General features: G+C 43.0%; 14 protein-coding genes. 9 read left to right on the top strand and 5 right to left on the bottom strand.

The annotated features are described in order from the left end of the window. Window positions 1-214: 214 nt before the first annotated feature. From NSTC731_RS16490 to NSTC731_RS16505, 4 genes are all read right to left on the bottom strand, one after another. Window positions 215-2,626, bottom strand: coding sequence for a two-partner secretion domain-containing protein (locus NSTC731_RS16490; RefSeq protein WP_445631728.1), 2,412 nt, complete (start codon window positions 2,624-2,626; stop codon window positions 215-217). A 1,074-nt stretch (window positions 2,627-3,700) separates the two neighbouring features. Then, window positions 3,701-6,163: a two-partner secretion domain-containing protein gene (locus NSTC731_RS16495; protein ID WP_445631729.1), complete on the bottom strand. Its 2,463-nt coding sequence runs from the start codon at window positions 6,161-6,163 to the stop codon at window positions 3,701-3,703. Between the two features lie 168 nt (window positions 6,164-6,331). After that, window positions 6,332-6,658, bottom strand: coding sequence for a hypothetical protein (locus tag NSTC731_RS16500; RefSeq protein ID WP_445631730.1), 327 nt, complete (start codon window positions 6,656-6,658; stop codon window positions 6,332-6,334). Window positions 6,659-6,863: 205 nt separating this feature from the next. Beyond that, a complete protein-coding gene (locus NSTC731_RS16505; protein WP_445631731.1) occupies window positions 6,864-7,691 on the bottom strand; it encodes a carbohydrate ABC transporter permease in 828 nt (275 codons plus the stop codon). 182 nt (window positions 7,692-7,873) lie between these two features. Between NSTC731_RS16505 and NSTC731_RS16510 the strand changes: the two genes are divergently transcribed. The 5 genes from NSTC731_RS16510 (at window position 7,874) to folE (ending at window position 12,748) form a co-directional block, all read left to right on the top strand. Beyond that, a complete protein-coding gene (locus NSTC731_RS16510; RefSeq protein WP_445631732.1) occupies window positions 7,874-8,572 on the top strand; it encodes an aldehyde oxygenase (deformylating) in 699 nt (232 codons plus the stop codon). Between the two features lie 145 nt (window positions 8,573-8,717). After that, the gene (locus NSTC731_RS16515; protein WP_445632111.1) at window positions 8,718-9,737 is read left to right on the top strand and encodes a long-chain acyl-[acyl-carrier-protein] reductase; all 1,020 of its coding nucleotides are present in this window, start codon (window positions 8,718-8,720) and stop codon (window positions 9,735-9,737) included. A gap of 129 nt (window positions 9,738-9,866) precedes the next feature. Then, complete coding sequence (locus NSTC731_RS16520; protein ID WP_094349744.1) at window positions 9,867-10,847, top strand: acetyl-CoA carboxylase carboxyltransferase subunit alpha; 981 nt, start codon at window positions 9,867-9,869, stop codon at window positions 10,845-10,847. A gap of 362 nt (window positions 10,848-11,209) precedes the next feature. Continuing rightward, the gene (locus NSTC731_RS16525; RefSeq protein ID WP_445631733.1) at window positions 11,210-11,935 is read left to right on the top strand and encodes an SDR family oxidoreductase; all 726 of its coding nucleotides are present in this window, start codon (window positions 11,210-11,212) and stop codon (window positions 11,933-11,935) included. A gap of 105 nt (window positions 11,936-12,040) precedes the next feature. Further along, the gene (gene folE, locus NSTC731_RS16530; protein ID WP_445631734.1) at window positions 12,041-12,748 is read left to right on the top strand and encodes a GTP cyclohydrolase I FolE; all 708 of its coding nucleotides are present in this window, start codon (window positions 12,041-12,043) and stop codon (window positions 12,746-12,748) included. A 50-nt stretch (window positions 12,749-12,798) separates the two neighbouring features. Here the strand turns inward: folE and NSTC731_RS16535 are convergent, their stop codons facing one another. Then, window positions 12,799-13,443, bottom strand: coding sequence for a phosphoribosylanthranilate isomerase (locus NSTC731_RS16535; protein ID WP_445631735.1), 645 nt, complete (start codon window positions 13,441-13,443; stop codon window positions 12,799-12,801). 110 nt (window positions 13,444-13,553) lie between these two features. On the opposite strand from NSTC731_RS16535, the gene psaK reads away from it, so the two are divergent. From psaK to NSTC731_RS16555, 4 genes are all read left to right on the top strand, one after another. Continuing rightward, complete coding sequence (gene psaK, locus NSTC731_RS16540; RefSeq protein WP_322693754.1) at window positions 13,554-13,808, top strand: photosystem I reaction center subunit PsaK; 255 nt, start codon at window positions 13,554-13,556, stop codon at window positions 13,806-13,808. 355 nt (window positions 13,809-14,163) lie between these two features. Beyond that, window positions 14,164-15,360: a site-2 protease family protein gene (locus tag NSTC731_RS16545; protein ID WP_445631736.1), complete on the top strand. Its 1,197-nt coding sequence runs from the start codon at window positions 14,164-14,166 to the stop codon at window positions 15,358-15,360. Window positions 15,361-15,753: 393 nt separating this feature from the next. After that, window positions 15,754-17,112: a ribosome biogenesis GTPase Der gene (gene der / locus NSTC731_RS16550; RefSeq protein ID WP_445631737.1), complete on the top strand. Its 1,359-nt coding sequence runs from the start codon at window positions 15,754-15,756 to the stop codon at window positions 17,110-17,112. Window positions 17,113-17,259: 147 nt separating this feature from the next. Next, window positions 17,260-18,177 (top strand): energy-coupling factor transporter transmembrane component T family protein, encoded by a 918-nt coding sequence (locus NSTC731_RS16555; protein WP_445631738.1) that lies wholly within the window; start codon window positions 17,260-17,262, stop codon window positions 18,175-18,177. Window positions 18,178-18,395 lie beyond the last annotated feature (218 nt).

Genomic DNA, 18,395 nt, shown 5'->3' on the forward strand with positions numbered 1-18,395 from the left:
TACTCATTTGCTATTTCGACGTACTCATTTGTTATTTCGGCGATGCCTACGGCTGGCTACACCTACGTATTTGCTGATTGCGTTTATCCTAAAACAACTTAAAAAACAAATACCTCTCTCTGGTATTACTACGCAAAACCTGTCCCTCTTTAGATCAAAGAAGGACAAGCTTGAACCATAGTTCAAAATAGGGAGAGGTTTGTCGAACTCACGCCTAATTAGCAGGGCAAGATTTAGAGGTGAGCGAGGAGTTATGGGGCGTCGCTGTGGGTACTTGAGCAACCAGAACTACGTTCCCATTGGCATCCATTACCCAGCCTTGGGCTTCTACAATTTGAGTAGGTTCATTGACAAAATTAACTTTCTGTGATTTTTTTGTGTTTCGCTGCGCCTGAACAACGGCTCTTTTTTGAATACCGCCAGCACGATTCTGACTCTCTGGAGGGAGCGCGATCCAATCTGCTAGTACAGCATCATCAGCTATCAATGGCTCCGTGGGATCGGCTACTACTCCTCCGCGTCCAGTGGTAATAAATGAATTTCTTGCTATTTTTCCACCAGAACTACAACTAGCAACAATTTGCCGCGAAGTATCAACCAGATTTACGGGCAGTTCCACTAATCCTTTACTGGGGTCAGCATCTGGTGAATTGATTTGTACTGTGCCATTTAATGAAGGGTTTTGCTGAGAAAATGCGGTGATGTCACTTGTTGGCAAGTTATTCGGGTCGATTTCCTTTGGATCGAGTCTCTCTACCTCTGTACGGGTGCGTGGCACAAACCCAAAGATGTTCTTAGTGGTGATTGTGATTTTACCACCTGAGCCAGAAACGGCGTTGGCGGTGATATCGCTATTTCCGAAATTTCCAACGGGAGCAGCTACAAGGAAGCCATTAGCTGCATTGATGGTGATATTACCGCCATCTCCATCACCGCCTGCATTAGTGGTTATTTGACTGTTGCCGCGCATCAGTAATAAGTCCCGCACTTGTAGCGTAACATTACCACCGCGACCTGATTCAGTGTTGTCAGATGTAAGTTTTCCTTGGTTTTCCAGAAGTATGGAGCGAGCAACTATATTGAGTTCGCCTGCTTTCCCTGGATTACTTGCAGACCCTAAACTGCTCACAGTTATTGCAGATCCGTCCTGGACAATCAATTGCTTTGTAGTAATTGTCACGTTTCCAGCATCTCCAGAACCTGAAGTCGAAGCAAATAAGCCACTGGAATTACCTGTTGTTGAGCTTCCAGTTATCTCTACTGAATCTAAAGCATTCACAGTCAAATTCCCTCCTTTGCCTGTAGCTACTGTAAATGATGAGTTTTCTGGTGAGTTTTCTACTACTCCACTAGATTGTGTTGATATTGTTGCTCCATCTTTAATACTTAACTTCCCTGTGGTAATTGTTATGTCACCAGCTTGTCCAGCAGCGCCGGTTGTACTAAACAATGCACTCGATATACCATCAGTAGAAGTACCAATGACATCCAGGGATTTGGAGGCATTAACATTCAAATTTCCTCCCGCACCCTCAGATATAGTAGAAGTTCCCACTTGTGCGCCATCCTGGACAATCAATTTCTCAGTGGAGATCGTTAAGTCTCCAGCCTTTCCAACTCCAAAAGTCCCAGTCCTTAAAGCCGTATTTTGGTCAATCAGTTCTATGGACTCTGAAGCCGTCACTGTAAAATTCCCTCCTGGTTGCGATCCTAAACTTATAGCCCATATTCCTGAACCGCTAGTGAGCAGCACCTGCCTACCCTGCACCTGGATATTACCGCCACCTTCACCACTGGCATCTACAATAGATGGAATCTCAAAACCATCAGTTCGCTGGATTAATTTAATATTTTGAAAATTTTGGACATTCTCATATCCCAAAACCCAGCCTTTGTTTATTGAGTTCAGACTAACAAGGCTATTACTGGCGACACTTCCTAACTCAATTCGTCCCGATTTTGCTGTTAAATTTCCGCCCTCAAGCACAAGATCGCCACCGACAAGTGCTAAGGTGTGGTCTGGCTGAACCTGTAGACCAACAGGTTGCTCAAAGAGATTTTTTACGCCATCAACCTTTGCTTGAGATTGATTACGGATAGAATTTGCAGTTGCTCCAAATTGCAAACCAATGGGTACACTTAATGTTAGCAGGGGTGTGCTTTGAGGATCTGTGGCATTAAACTTAGTACCATCGGCAAAGTTCAGACTACTTGCTGTACTCGCCAGGAATGAACCACCGACTTGTAAAGAAGCATTGGGACCAAAAATAATCCCGTTGGGATTAATCAGAAATAGGTTAGCTGGTCCATTAGTTGTAAGGATGCCATCAATATTAGAAATAGACTTACCGGTTACTCGGCTAATAATGTTTTGAATATCGCCAATATATTGAAAATCAGCCGTACTATTCTTAATTACTGAAAACTCGTCAAAACTGTGGAACAGATTGCTTCCAGATCGGGTTCCACCTTTAATAATTGTGATATTGCCCTGTTGTATAACTTCAGAATTATTAGGTAAAGTATTATCCGGGCTAATTTGGGCAATAGCAGAGTTTGCAAAGAAAGCTATTGCACTACCTATGGTAACTCCTAGACTTTTAAACCAGACTGAATGAGTACTCATACTTAACACAATCCTCCAAAGAATTAACAATTACTGAACAATAGTGACGCTGCACTTGTATTAAGTAAAGTACATTGAAATTGCTAATCTGCGTTTTGCTATTTACCAATAAATAAAATGCAGCAGGATACAAGATTGGTTGTACCCTACAAAAAATCTGTAATTCTTAAGAAATTGAGATTACTGCCATTAAATTGATAATACTATTAGGGCTGCGGGGGGCACGGAACACAACGTCCAAATTTATCTAGACAGCAACCGCCTATATTCGATAGAGTTAAATTTAGCTCGGTACTGTTCTGTAAATCTAGCGAATTGTCTTCTATATTGTGGTTTTCGAGCGTAACATCTATCTCAGAGTTCTTCAGGTCTTCACTCAATTCGTTGTGAGTATCGTTTGTTGACTGCTGTGTATTTTGAGAATTCATAATTTTCGATTTCCTTGGAGACTGGTAAATTGTATAAACTTATCTTGTGATGTACTAAATTAACGCGAGTTTGATTAGTACAGTTTGGCAATGAAGGAATTAAGAATACGGGGTCTATAAGAGGACGAAAGAGTTAAGTTACTAAAGCTCTTGTGAACTCCGATAATTATGAATTCAGCTTTGCTAGTTATAATTACGTATTGCGTAACAAAAGTTCATATATTTTTGTTTGATTTCCTTAAAGCATTCATCAATCTAGCTACTGACCATTAGACCTCTTGCAAAAATCTTTGAATCACCCCTCCCCAACCCTCCCCGTATGTGTTGGGGAGGGGGCAAGATTTTAAGTTTCTCCCCAATATATCGGGGGGATTAAGGGGGGTCTATTTGACTTATGCAAGAGGTCTATTGATCGCTCAAGAGAATTGAATAATTGATATCTCCTCAAGTCTCACACTGTGCTTACAGTTTGGATAAGCTTAGAAGCTTTATTAAGGCGATAAAGGTTATTACAAAGCAGCGATGTCTACGATGGGCTACGCCAACGCACTGATTTAATGGAAAAAGCGATCGCTCATATAAAGTTGATTGCAAAGAAGCGGTGTCTACGCCGACGCTGCAAGAAAAGTTATGAGAATCTCAATCTTTAATTAGCACCGCAAGATGTAGCAACCAGCGAGGAGTTATGAGGCGATGCAGTGGGTACTTGAGCAACCAGAACCACGTTTCCATTGGCATCCACTACCCAGCCTTGGGCTTCTACAATTTGAGTAGGCTCATTGACAGAATTAACCTTCTGTGATTTTTCTTCTGTGTTTCCCTGCGCCTGAACAACGGTTCTTTTCTGAATACCGCCAGCACGATTCTGACTCTCTGGAGGAAGGGCAATCCAATCTGCTAGCACTGCATCATCAGCTATCAATGGTTCTGTGGGATCGGCTTGTATTCCTCCACGCCCTGTAGTAAAAAACGAACTTCTTCCTATTCTTCCACTAGAACTACAACTAGCAGCAATTTGCTGCGAAGCATCAACCAGATTTACAGGTAGTTCCACTAATCCTTTACTGGGGTCAGCATCCGGTGAATTGATTTGTACAGTGCCACTCAATGAAGGATTTTGCTGAGAAAATGCAGTGATGTCACTTGTTGGTACGTTATTCGGGTTTATATTTTTTGGATCGAATCTCTCCACCTCTGCACGGGTACGTGGCACAAATCCAAAGATATTCTTAGCGGCGATCGCAATTTTACCACCAGAGCCAAAGTTGGCGTTAGCGGTAATATCGCTATTTCCGAAAGGAGTGGCGACGAGGAAGCCATTAGGTGCATTGATGGTGATATTACCGCCAGTTTTATCACCTCCGGCATTAGTAGAGATTTGACTGTTGCGACGCATCAGTAATAAGTCCCGCACCTGTACCCCAATGTCACCGCCCTTACCTGACTCACTATTAGATGTGAGTTTTCCTTTATCCAGCAGGATGGAACGAGCGTTTATATTGAGTTCGCCTGCTAGACCGAAATTGGGTACACCCCCTTGATAGTTAACATTTTTTCGAGCTTCACTGCTGACAGTGATTGCCGCTCCATCTTTGATCGTCAATTGCCCTGTAGTTAGGGTCAAGTTGCCACCATTTCCAGGCCCTTGAGTACCAGCAAACAAGCTACTGAGCCTAGAACCATTTGCTGAGGTTCCGATTAATTCTACAGACTCAGAGGCATTCACTGTCAAATCTCCTCCATTTCCTGTAGCTGGTATAAATTGGTTAGAAAAACGCCCAAGTATACCCTCAGAACTTGTTGATATTGCTGCTCCTCCCTCGATACGTAACTTTCCAGTATTAACTATTATGGTGCCAGCATTTTGAGCGCCATAAGTTGCACTAAATAATCCACTGGATATTAAATCACTACCATCTGCCAAAGGAGAAATGGGGATGCCTGCAATTAGTTCTACGGAATCTGAGGCGTTGATGGTCAATTGTCCCGCCAATCCCGAACCAACATTGAACATTAAGACTTGCGCTCCATCTTTGACAATCAACTTTTTGGTAGTGATATTTATATTTCCAGAGTTTCCAGCGTCGAAAGTTCCAGTAGACAAGAACGCATTTAATCCAAGTTCTACAGACTCGGAAGCGTTCACTGTTAAATTTCCTCCCGGTTGCGCTCCCAGAGTAAAAGCCAAAAGTTGTGAACCGTCAGTTACCAGTACGCGCTGTCCTTGCAGGTGGATATTACCGCCACCTTTGCCACTGGTATCTAAAGTAGATGGAATCTGACTTTGCTGGGTGAGTTTGATGTTCTGAAAATTTTGAACACCCTCATATCCTAATGCCCAACCTTGATTCATTGAATTCAGACCAACTAAACTATTGCCAGCAACGCTTCCTAACTCAATTCTTCCCCCACTTGCCGTTAAATTTCCGCCCTCTAGGGTTATATCACCACCGATCAGTGCTAAGGTTTTGCTTTGCTGCACCTGTAGACCAACACCTTGTGCGAAGGTATTAATTGCATTATTGGGACTTGCTTGGGATTGATTGCGGATGGGCGCCGCATTTGTTCCAAATTGTAAACCTACAGGAACACTTTCTGTGAGTAGAGGTGTAGTTTGAGGTGATGTAGCACTAAACTTTGTACCATCAGCAAAGTTCAAACTACTCGCCGTACTCGCCACAAATGAACCGCCAATATTTAAAGAAGCATTGGGCCCAAAAACAATGCCGTTCGGATTAATCAGAAATACGTTGGCTGTACCGTTAGCTTTGAGAATGCCATCTATATTAGAAACAGAATTGCCTGTCACCCGACTGATGATGTTCTGAATATTGATTGCATTGTTGAAATGGGCTGTCCTTCCCGCAGAGATAGAAAATTTTTCAAAGCTATGGAGCAAGGTTGTACCACGAACTGCTCCACCATCAATCTGGTCTATAGGCTGACCATCGATGAGCTTTGGTGTAATGATTGAACTTTCAGATCCAAGTGTGGCATCTTTTTGAATCTGAGCTAGAGCAAAACTCTCAGCAAAAATGAGCACTTTAGCAATTACTAAAGTACTCACTATTTTTAACTTCCAGTGGCAACTGCTTCGTTTTTGAGACATGAAAAACTGGCGCTCAAAACATCAGAGTTTATTAAAATACTGCTTTTTGCTAAGTAGTGATGTTAGTACGTTGATGTTATCTCTGTAACTTTAATACTACATAAAATCAAAGTTTAGTATTTTTACATTCACTAGAATAAACTCTTTGCAGTCCGAAGATTAAATTATTTAGCAGTTACAGCCTAAAGGGCTACCAGTTGATGGGCAAGGGATACACAATGCTTTTTTGACTAACACAATTTCTGGTATTGAAGGTCTTGAAGTTTCTGCCAATAATGTATTGGGTTGCTGTTCATCAACTGCATCATCGGATTTGAGTTGATTGGGATCGAGATTACACTGCCAATGAATTCTCAAGACTCTATATTCTAATAAGCCGTACTTTTCAAGCACTGAATGTAAGTCAGCGTTTTCTAGGCTTTCATTCATTTTCTGCTGAATCTCTTCTTGTAACTGCTGTAATATTTGAGGATCTATAACTTGTTGAGAACTCATGAGTGTTTTCGTTCCTGACGGGAGGTGGATAATTATTGCTTCAGTTTAGTTAGCAATGATTACGGTCAGTGTCACAAAAGTTCATAATTTACCTACGGGATTTTATTTACAGCTATTTTTAACTAATACCAATTCAAATTATTTATTGTCGAGTGGGCATCTCGTCTAGTAACTAAAATCGGGCTTCCACTTACCGCCTTCCCCACTAATTCTTAATCCCTGTCGCAGCAATACCTTGAAGAAATTGACGCTGACCGATGAGAAATAATACCATCACTGGAATTGTGGCTATTGTCACTGCTGCCATCATCAAGGGCCAATTATTCGTAAATTGCTCCTGAAACTCAGCCAACGCTAGTTGCACTGTCCTTAATTCTGGTCTTGTCGTAAATACTAAAGGCTTAAATAAATCATTCCACTCACCGATGAAGGTGAACAAAAACAGCGTTAGCAAGGCCGGACGAGCTAAAGGTAACATCACCTGCCACAAAATTTGCAGTCGGTTCGCCCCATCTATCGCTGCGGCTTCCTCTAACTCTACAGGAATTGTCTGGAAATACTGACGTAATAAGAAAATCCCATATCCGCTAACCGCAGTGGGTAAAATCAGCGCCCAGTATGTATTTATCAGGTGTCCCCACTTCAACACCAAAAAGATGGGAATCACCAATAACTGAAAAGGAATCACTAAAGTTGCTAAAACGACTAATAGCAGTGCTTGGCGTCCCCGAAACTTCAACCGTGCTAGAGCGTAACCAGCCAAAGCAGAAGTGACAATCTGAAACGCCGTCACAGCGATCGCTACCAAGGTAGAATTAGCAAACGCGAGCAAAAATTTTCCTTGTTGCCACGCAATGCGGTAATTTGCTAAAGACCAGTTATTTTTGAACAAATTTTCTGGGCTAGCGGATGTCGGTGCAAAGGAGGTGAGAAAGACCACAAACAATGGTAGTAAAACGATAAATGCCCCTAGCAGTAAGATTACTAGGCTCAAAAAATCGCTAGATTTCAGATTCGGGTTTGATTTGAACATAAACTTAAACTGCAAAGCATTTATTTCGCTAGTACTAGAACATTGCCCCCCAGCAACAATTAATCTATAAACATAGTCTACTTGTTAAGTTAAATTAAACCACAGTAATTGTTACTCTTAGTTCATAGGGAAAATCAATACTTGGTGTCAAATAACTCAGGTTTACAGGAGTAAAGATAACTATGCAGCAGCTTGCAGACCAATTTAAAGAATTAGATTTCAAGAGCGAAAGATACAAAGATGCTTATAGCCGGATTAATGCGATCGTGATTGAAGGGGAACAAGAAGCCCATGAAAATTACATCACATTAGCCCAACTGCTGCCAGAATCTCATGATGAATTGATTCGCCTCTCCAAGATGGAAAGCCGACACAAGAAAGGATTTGAAGCTTGTGGGCGGAATTTGGAAGTTACCCCAGATTTGCAATTTGCCAAGGAATTTTTCTCTGGACTACACCAAAATTTCCAAACAGCAGCAGCGTCCGGCAAAGTCGTCACTTGTCTGTTGATTCAATCTTTGATTATCGAATGTTTTGCGATCGCAGCATATAACATTTACATCCCTGTTGCCGACGCTTTTGCCCGCAAAATCACGGAGGGAGTAGTAAAAGATGAGTATAGCCACCTCAACTTTGGAGAAGTTTGGTTGAAAGAACACTTTACAGAATCCAAAGCTGAACTTGAACTAGCAAATCGCCAGAACCTACCCATCGTCTGGAAAATGCTCAACCAAGTAGAGGGTGATGCCCAGACAATGGCAATGGAAAAAGATGCTTTAGTTGAAGACTTTATGATTCAATACGGTGAAGCATTAAGTAACATAGGCTTCACGACTCGCGACATCATGCGCTTGTCAGCCTACGGACTCATCGCCGCTTGAAAAAGTCCTGAGTAGAGACGCGATTAATCGCGTCTGTACAAAAGTGCTGAGTGCTGAGTCGATGAAATTCAGAACTCAGAACTCAGAACTCCTAACTCTAGAAAATTTCCCCGCCCTCAAGACGCATAAGCCTAATAATCACTACATGTTTGGTCTAATTGGACATCTGACTAGTTTAGAACACGCTCAAGCGGTGGCTCAAGAATTGGGATACCCAGAATATGCCGATCAAGGGCTAGACTTTTGGTGCAGCGCCCCACCGCAAATTGTCGATACCATTATTGTCACCAGTATAACTGGGCAAAAAATTGAAGGACGGTATGTAGAATCTTGCTTTTTGCCGGAGATGCTGGCTAGTCGCCGCATCAAAGCCGCAACCCGCAAAGTCCTCAACGCGATGGCTCATGCACAAAAGCATGGCATTAACATTACAGCTTTAGGCGGATTTTCCTCGATTATTTTTGAAAACTTTAAGTTAGACCAATTTAGCCAAGTCCGCAACATTAAACTAGAGTTTGAACGGTTCACTACAGGAAACACACATACTGCATACATAATTTGTAAGCAGGTGGAAGAAGCCTCAAAACAATTGGGAATCGATCTGTCAAAAGCGACTGTTGCTATATGTGGGGCAACAGGAGATATTGGTAGTGCAGTTACCCGCTGGCTAGATGCGAAAACAGATGTCAAAGAACTTCTGTTGATTGCCCGCGACCAAGAACGCCTCAAAGAACTGCAAGGCGAACTAGGGCGAGGAAAAATCATGGGTTTGACAGAAGCACTACCTGAAGCTGATATTGTAGTTTGGGTTGCGAGTATGCCCAAAGGCGTGGAAATCGACCCGGCCACTTTGAAACAACCCTGTTTATTGATTGATGGTGGCTATCCGAAAAACTTAGCAACAAAAGTTCAGCATCCTGGTGTATATGTGTTAAATGGTGGGATTGTCGAGCATTCCTTGGATATTGACTGGAAAATTATGAAAATCGTCAATATGGACGTGCCAGCCCGCCAGTTGTTTGCTTGTTTTGCCGAATCAATGCTGTTGGAATTTGAGAAGTTATACACGAACTTTTCCTGGGGACGGAATCAGATTACCGTAGACAAAATGGAGCAGATTGGTAAGGTATCAGTGAAACATGGATTTAGACCGCTGTTGGTTTAGTCATTGGTCATTGGTCATTGGTCATTGGTCATTAGTCATTGGTCATTTGTTATTTGCACAAAGGACAAAGGACAAAGGACAAATGACAAAGGACAAAAAAATAGATAACTCGTACTTATAAACCCTACGATGGCAACTACCGAGCGTAAACCGCTACTGTTAGATTTTGAAAAGCCCCTAGCAGAACTTGCAACCCGAATCGATCAAATTCGGCAACTTGCAGAAGAAAATGGCGTCGATGTTTCTGGTCAAATTCGTCAACTAGAAGCACGCGCCATGCAACTACGTGAGGAAATTTTCACTAGTCTATCCCCGTCCCAGCGATTACAAGTCGCTCGTCATCCGCGTCGCCCTAGTACTCTCGATTACATTCAGGCAATTAGTGATGAATGGATGGAATTGCATGGCGATCGCTGTGGTGGTGACGATCCGGCTTTAGTTGGTGGTGTTGGTCGTCTGAGTGGACAACCTGTGGTAATGTTGGGTCATCAAAAAGGCCGCGATACCAAAGACAATATTGCCCGTAACTTTGGAATGCCTTACCCTGGCGGCTATCGCAAAGCTATGCGGTTGATGGAACACGCCAACAAGTTTAGTATGCCGATACTAACCTTTATCGACACACCAGGAGCTTGGTCTGGGGTAGAAGCAGAACACCAAGGTCAAGGAGAAGCGATCGCTTACAACTTACGGGAAATGTTTTGCTTGGATGTGCCAATTATCTGCACAGTTATCGGTGAAGGTGGTTCTGGTGGCGCACTCGGTATTGGTGTAGGCGATCGCTTACTCATGTTTGAACACTCCGTTTATACCGTCGCCACTCCCGAAGCATGCGCCGCAATTTTGTGGAAAGACGCTGGTAAGGCCCCCCAAGCCGCTGTGGCGCTAAAAATTATTTCCCATGACCTGAAAAAGTTGGGAATTATCGACCAAATACTGCCTGAACCCACTGGTGGCGCTCATTCCGACCCCTTAAAAGCCGCTACTACTCTTAAGCAAGTGCTGATGGAAAACTTAGACGAACTCAATCGTTTAACTGCTCCAGAACGCCGCCAACTGCGCTATGAAAAATTCCGCAAAATTGGTGTTTTTACAGAAGTTGCCCACTAAAGCAACTCTATAATGATAGATTAGCAAAACAGCAATGTTATAATTGCCTATGTGCTTAAAGATTTTTAACAATCTAGCCATAGGCATTTGCATTTTTTGCAAATCTACTCAATTTGATTGAGTGGGTTTTGTATTATGTAAATAATCTAATTTGAATGTACGATGTACCGCGTGGTTTTCCAGGCAACAATTTGTTGTATTTACTGTTAAAAACCACAAGATGGTTACTATTGTGCTGAATCATAACATCTGCTTAATGAAAATCATCAGATTTTTAGATTCCTTTAATCTATGCAAACCGAGAAGTGTGAATAATGGGGTGGTAATAGGTTTTGGGAACTGTCAAAAAATTGGGAGACACCATGAGTGTTGAGCAAAAACGACGCGCCCTGATTACTGGGGCAAGTAGTGGAATTGGGAAAGCAACGGCTTTAGCCTTTGCCAAAGCCGGAATAGATGTTGCCTTAGTCAGCCGTTCTTTGGATAAGTTGGAGGCGGTAAGAGAAGCCGTAGAGCATACTGGGGTGGAAGCGAAAGCTTACGCTGTAGATTTAGCGCGGATTTTGGAAGTCAAAGACAAGATCCAAGCGATCGCCCTTGACTTTGGTGATCTAAACATTCTGGTAAACAATGCTGGCATCGCTTATACAGGCGCTTTAAGCGAAATACCTTTAGAGGGCTGGCAGCAGGTAATTGACTTGAATCTCACCAGTGTGTTTCAGTGCATTGTGGGGATTTTACCTTCAATGCGCGATCGGGGCACAGGCACAATTATCAACGTCGCCTCAATTGCCGCCAAGCAACCCTTTCCCGGTTGGGGAGCATACAGCGTCAGCAAAGCTGGTTTGATAGCCCTCTCTCAAACCCTGGCACAAGAAGAACGCATTCACGGCATTCGTGTCACAGCTATTTGTCCTGGCGCAGTCAATACCGAACTTTGGGATACAGAAACAGTCCATGTCAACTTAGACCGTTCTAAAATGTTAACCCCGGAAATTGTGGCTCAATCAATTCTCAACACAGTTCTGTTACCACAACAGGCAGTGATTGATGAATTGACTCTGATGCCCAGCGCTGGCGCACTCTAATTAGTCCTTCGTCCTTTGTCCTTTGTCCTTTGTCTTTTGCAAATGACCAATGACTAATGACTAATGACTAATGACTAATGACTAAACCATAACCAAGACTGAATCATGACTATTGCTAGTTCCAACGGTTCCAATTGCTCTCAATCGCCTCTGATTCCCGATTTGGCAGAAGCCATAACTCCTAGACCCGATCGCAACACCCACAACGGGCGACAAGCGGATGTGTCCCCGCCAAAAGAGGAACATCTGGAGGAAATGAAGGATGCCGTGCGGACACTAATATTGGGAGTTGGTGAAGATCCCGAACGCGAAGGACTCCTGAAAACACCCAAACGAGTAGCCGAAGCAATGCGGTTTCTTACCAGTGGCTACAACCAATCTCTTGAAGAACTCGTTAACGATGCCATCTTTGATGAAGGGCATAGCGAGATGGTACTTGTTAGAGATATTAACTTCTTTAGTCTGTGCGAACATCACATGCTGCCATTTATGGGTAGAGCACACGTTGCTTATATCCCCAACCAAAAAGTTGTTGGACTGAGTAAGCTAGCCCGGATTGTTGAGATGTATTCTCGGCGCTTACAAGTACAAGAGAGACTAACCCGCCAAATTGCTGAAGCAATTCACACGATTCTTGAACCTCAAGGCGTTGCTGTAGTTATGGAAGCTAGCCACATGTGCATGGTAATGCGGGGCGTTCAGAAACCAGGTTCTTGGACTGTTACTAGCGCAATGATTGGTGTGTTTCAAGAGGAGCAAAAAACCCGCGAAGAATTTTTTAACTTAATTCGCCACCAACCAGCATTTTTTTAAGTACTGAGTTAGGAGTTAGGAGTTAGGAGTTAATTCACAACCGATCGCTCCTAACTTCTAAGTAACTCAATGTTCTTTAGACTGTGAAATAGCAGTGCTACTTTGTCTAAATCCTTATCTCCTGGTGTCCGTTCCACACCACTAGATAAATCAACGCCGCTAGGATTAACCTGATTTAGGGCTTCCACAATATTATCGGCTGTTAATCCTCCTGCTAAAAGCCAAGGACAACTAGGGCTAAATTGCTCTAGCATCGTCCAATCTAAAGTTTTGCCTGTACCACCTAGTTGTTGCGGATGGTAGGCGTCAAGTAGCAAAGTATCTACAAATTTGGTGTAATCAACCGCTGTGTCAAGATGCTCAAGACTGCGAATTCTCAGTGCTTTAATAATTTCGACATTGGGTAAAGCTTGACGTAATTGGTAGCAAAAATTTGGTGATTCATCTCCGTGCAACTGCACACCAGTCAATCCAGAATCAGCAACTATCTGACTGATTTCAGCGATACTAAGATTGGCAAAAACCCCAATTGTGTCAATATTTGCCGGGAGTTCTGCCACTGCTGCCCGAATTTGGGATGTAGTCACGTAACGAGGTGAGTTTGGCACACAAATAAATCCTAGTGCCGTTGCGCCTAGAGAGGCGATCGCTATAGATTGCTGTGGTTGAGTAATGCCGCAAATCTTAACGCGCATAAAAATTTAACAAATTTAAAATAATATCAACAAATTCTAAATTATCTGAAAAACTTTTGTGCCTTGGTAATTTTATAATCTTGTAGGTCTACATTTTAGGAGACAAAAGCTTGATTTCATCTATTTTATTAGCAGCAGCTGAAACTGTTCCCGCAACACCTGCGTGGAATCCTACAGTGGGCATCATCATCAGCATTAGTAGCTTAGTAGTTCTTTTGCTAAGTACGAGGATTGAAAAACCTTTAGTAGGCCCCAAGTTCCCCATCCTGCCCGTTAGTATTCCAACATTCGTTGCAGCGATGGCTTTTGGTCATATTATTGGCGTTGGCATCGTTTTAGGATTGACTAACATCGGTCGTCTATAGTTTTGCGATCGCAGAGGTGTTACTTGTAACCCCGCTATCAATGCAAAACTGCTAAAAATGATTTTGGGCAGGGGGAGTAGGGGAGCAGGGGAGCAGGGGAGCAGGGGAGCAGAGGAGAAGTTACAGTGACCCTTCTGCCTCTCTGCCCCTCTCCTTCTGCTTACCTGCCTCTAATGCCTCATGCCCAATTCCCAATTCCACAGTTTTGCTCACAGGCATTAATTGTCTATTCTAGAAATAAGAGCATTTCGTCACTTGTTACTACCGAATTGATGCTCAATATAAATGTGTATACGAATATGCATAGGATTTCGGTATAAAAAGTACTGGCGATATCTAGTTTTAGGGCAGTGTAATGCAAACAAATTGGAGAATTGGGTCATTATTTGGAATTCCCCTGTTTTTAGACCCGTTATGGTTTGTGATTTTAGGGTTGGCAACCCTGAATTTTGGGGTAGCTTACCAGGAATGGGGGCCTGTTATAGCTTGGAGTGCTGGAATAGTTATGGCACTACTGCTATTTGCTTCGGTGCTATTGCATGAGTTGGGTCATAGCTTGGTAGCCCGATCGCAAGGCATTAGAGTTAATTCAATTACCCTATTTATGTTTGGCGGAATTGCTGCCATTGAAGAAGAATCTAAAACTCCTTTTAAAGCCTTTCAAGTTGCGATCGCTGGCCCTTTGGTGAGTATCATCCTATTTGTCCTGCTCCGTCTGGCAGCTTTTGCGATCCCTGATACTAATCCCCTCAGTGTCATGGTTGGAGATTTAGCGAGAATTAACTTAGTAGTAGCTCTATTTAACTTGATTCCCGGCTTACCCCTAGATGGAGGGCAAGTGTTAAAAGCAGCACTATGGCAAATTACAGGTAATCGTTTTCAAGCCGTACACTGGGCTGCAAGGGCTGGGCAAATATTGGGTTATGCTGCGATCGCTTTCGGATTTGTTGTAGATTTCGTCACCAAAGAGTTAGTACTTGGTTTGTGGATTGCGCTGTTAGGTTGGTTTGCTGTCCGCAACGCTAACACCTATGACAACATGACTACATTGCAAGAAAGCCTACTCAAGGTGGTGGCTGCCGATGCGATGACTCGTGACTTTCGGGTAATTGATGCCGACCAAACATTGCGTTCCTTTGCCGATTTATACCTCTTAGAAACCAATCCCTCACAAGTTTATTTTGCCGCTTCTGATGGACGTTACCGGGGTCTAGTTTCCATTGACGATTTCCGTTTAACCCAAAGGAGTGAATGGGAAACTGAAACTTTACACAGCATAGTGCATCCACTGACAGAAATACCTACCGTAACAGAATCCACAGCGATCGCTGAGGTAATTAACAAGCTAGAAAATGAGCAGTTACCGAGAATTACTGTCCTTTCTCCGGCTGGTGCTGTAGCTGGTGTAATCGATCGGGGAGATATTGTACGATCGCTGGTACAAAAGTTAAATTTGCAGATAACCGATGCTGAAATTAAGCGCATCAAGGAAGAAGGTAGCTATCCGCCTGGGTTGCAACTGGGAGTAATCGCGAAATCAGCTACAAATTAAACGTCATACACTCGTCATAGGTTTGCAATAGATACGTCAAAAGCGTGTGTGATATTTAATTTGGTATTTGGTTACAAAATGCTTTTTTTGGGTAAAAGGTAGGACATCCTCCTACCTTTTTTATTTTTCAAAGTATGGCATTACCAAACAGCCCATCGTAGACCAATACGGTTCAGATAAGAATTCTTCACCTCCCTTGTAGTTTGGGAAAAGGGAAGGTGTAAAGGAAAAAGGTTTGAATTTCCCCTTTCCCCTTTCCCCTTTACCCCAAAACCCGAACCCTATTGCATCGTAGACATCGCCTCAGATGATGGGAAATTATTAAAACTTCAAGTTTAAAGTGAGTAAAATGTAAGTACGTGATATACTACGTCTCTCACTTACCCTGGTTTTATGGCACTGCCAATTGTTGCAATTATCGGACGCCCAAATGTGGGCAAATCCACCCTGGTTAATCGACTCGCCGGGGAACAAACGGCGATTGTCCATGATGAACCGGGAGTGACACGCGATCGTACTTATCTTCCAGCTTTCTGGAATGGTCGCGAATTTTTAGTGGTAGACACTGGTGGTTTAGTTTTTAATGATGATACCGAATTTTTACCACTGATTCGCCAACAGGCAATGACAGCCCTTACAGAAGCGTGTGCCGCTATTTTTGTCGTCGATGGTAAAACAGGCCCCACATCGGCAGATTTAGAAATCGCCGAATGGATGCGCCAACAACCGGTACCTGTACTACTAGCTGTAAATAAATGTGAATCGCCAGAACAAGGCTTAATGCAAGCTGCCGAATTTTGGGAATTGGGATTGGGCGAGCCTTACCCCATCTCCGCGATTCATGGCAGTGGTACAGGAGAATTACTCGACGAGTTAGTTAATCACATCCCTGCTATTGAAGACATTCCAGAAACGAATGAAATCAAAGTAGCAATTGTAGGACGCCCAAATGTGGGCAAATCGAGCTTACTCAATGCTTTTGTCGGGGAACAAAGGGCAATTGTCAGCCCCATTTCCGGCACAACCCGCGATGCTATTGATACTGTCATTGAACGAGCCGGACAAACCTATCGCTTGATTGATACCGCCGGCATTCGTAAAAAGAAACACATCGAATACGGCACAGAATTTTTTAGTATTAACCGTGCTTTCAAAGCGATTCGTCGCGCTGACGTGGTTTTATTAGTAATCGATGCCGTAGATGGAGTTACCGAGCAAGACCAAAAATTAGCTGGGCGGATTATCGAAGATGGTCGAGCTTGCATCATCGTCGTTAATAAGTGGGATGCTGTCGAAAAAGACTCTTACACAATCTACGACTACGAAAAAACTCTGCAATCACGGTTACATTTTACCGAATGGGCAGAAACAATTTTTGTGAGTGCCTTATCAGGACAACGAGTAGAAAAGATTTTAGAATTGGTGAAAACGGCAGCTGAATCACACAAACGCCGTGTCAGCACATCAGTTATTAACGAAGTCTTAACAGATGCTGTGAGTTGGCATTCACCGCCGGCATCCCGTGGTGGGCGTCAAGGGAAGATTTATTATGGTACACAAGTCAGCAGCCAACCACCAACGATCGCTTTATTTGTCAACGACTCGAAACGCTTCAACGACAACTATCGCCGCTACATTGAACGGCAATTTCGTCAACAGCTAGGATTTAAAGGCACGCCAATTATTTTACTGTGGCGGAGCAAGAAAGTCCGTGATGCCGAAAGTGGTGTTAATAGAGCAACTCGCGTGTAATGATTGTCACTTGTCATTAGTCATTTGTCCTTTGCATAATGACTAATGTTAATCGAGTAAATCACGTATAATAATTTTCACTTATGATTAGTCATTTGTTTTTTGCCTAATGACTAATGACTAATGACTAATGACCAATGACAAAACATGGATTTATTGCGATCGTTGCCACTTGGACTTTATTTAGAACAACCCCAAACTTGGCTGCATAAAATCGATCCGCGAGTCAAGTTCGCTTGGTTGATGAGCTTTTTAACTAGTTATGTGTTAGCCAACAACAATTGGCGGGTGCTGCTGGTGGTAATTTTGATTATTGCCACCTTGATTGCCAGAATTCCTCGACGCGTATGGCAACAGCAAATGGGTTGGCTATTAATGCTATCGTTTTTTGTGCTAGCGATCGCAGCCATTAGTCCTGATGGTCTGGGTATAGATTATCAGTCACGTTTGCCAGCTAACGAACAAATCTTAACCCAGCAAGCAAACTCTAATAATATTCAAGAGCCAGCAGCCGAGAAAAAAGCTTACAGCTACGTGCTATTTCACAAAGGCCCGGTTAAAGTAACTCGCTACTCCTTGAGTTTGGCAGTACGCTTGAGTACACTTATATTTACGGTTATTTACAGCACCAACCTCTATCTGCTGACAACCGCACCAGAAGAAATCACATCTGGTATAGAAAGCTTAATGCAACCCTTGCGACGCTTCAAGTTGCCTGTCACAGAAATTGCTTTAACTTTAACCTTGTCTTTGCGCTTCATTCCCTTGGTTTTGGAAGAAGTGCAAAATTTATTTCGCTCCGTGATGACAAGGGCAATTAATTGGAAAAAGCTGGGATTAAAAGGAGCATTCAAGGTTTGGATGACAGTTGCAGAGAGACTTTTGGAAAATCTGCTCTTACGAGCCGACCAAATGGCAAATGCCATGATGGTGCGGGGTTTTACTAGTCCCAATGAGCATCGAGTCCAGTGGCACGATTTACGATTAAAAGGGCGTGACTGGCTGGCGATCGCAACTTTAATCTTATTCTGGGGAATACGGCTAGCTATAGGAACTCAAGCGTAATTTTGCACCGAAAAAATGGTAAGAGGTAACACAGCAGAATTCAGAATTTAGGAGCAAAGCCGGAGACGCTCCGCCAAGGCGTCAGAAGTAAAACATTAAATCGCCCTCTCTACCAAAGACTAATTATTGTAGAGACAGCGATTCATCGCGTCCTTGCTTTAACCAAACAGTATTGAGCTATGGGTAACAATATGGTAGGGTAATTTGAATAGCTACCC

This window comes from Nostoc sp. DSM 114167, assembly GCF_052692655.1.

Excerpts from the sequence above, each read along its gene's own strand:
- NSTC731_RS16490 (WP_445631728.1), bottom strand. The coding sequence starts at position 2,626 with ATGAGTACTCATTCAGTCTGGTTTAAAAGTCTAGGAGTTACCATAGGT.
- NSTC731_RS16505 (WP_445631731.1), bottom strand. The coding sequence starts at position 7,691 with ATGTTCAAATCAAACCCGAATCTGAAATCTAGCGATTTTTTGAGCCTA.
- NSTC731_RS16535 (WP_445631735.1), bottom strand. The coding sequence starts at position 13,443 with ATGCGCGTTAAGATTTGCGGCATTACTCAACCACAGCAATCTATAGCG.
- folE (WP_445631734.1), top strand. The coding sequence starts at position 12,041 with ATGACTATTGCTAGTTCCAACGGTTCCAATTGCTCTCAATCGCCTCTG.
- NSTC731_RS16515 (WP_445632111.1), top strand. The coding sequence starts at position 8,718 with ATGTTTGGTCTAATTGGACATCTGACTAGTTTAGAACACGCTCAAGCG.
- der (WP_445631737.1), top strand. The coding sequence starts at position 15,754 with ATGGCACTGCCAATTGTTGCAATTATCGGACGCCCAAATGTGGGCAAA.
- NSTC731_RS16500 (WP_445631730.1), bottom strand. The coding sequence starts at position 6,658 with ATGAGTTCTCAACAAGTTATAGATCCTCAAATATTACAGCAGTTACAA.
- NSTC731_RS16520 (WP_094349744.1), top strand. The coding sequence starts at position 9,867 with ATGGCAACTACCGAGCGTAAACCGCTACTGTTAGATTTTGAAAAGCCC.
- NSTC731_RS16545 (WP_445631736.1), top strand. The coding sequence starts at position 14,164 with ATGCAAACAAATTGGAGAATTGGGTCATTATTTGGAATTCCCCTGTTT.
- NSTC731_RS16510 (WP_445631732.1), top strand. The coding sequence starts at position 7,874 with ATGCAGCAGCTTGCAGACCAATTTAAAGAATTAGATTTCAAGAGCGAA.
- NSTC731_RS16555 (WP_445631738.1), top strand. The coding sequence starts at position 17,260 with ATGGATTTATTGCGATCGTTGCCACTTGGACTTTATTTAGAACAACCC.
- NSTC731_RS16495 (WP_445631729.1), bottom strand. The coding sequence starts at position 6,163 with ATGTCTCAAAAACGAAGCAGTTGCCACTGGAAGTTAAAAATAGTGAGT.
- NSTC731_RS16525 (WP_445631733.1), top strand. The coding sequence starts at position 11,210 with ATGAGTGTTGAGCAAAAACGACGCGCCCTGATTACTGGGGCAAGTAGT.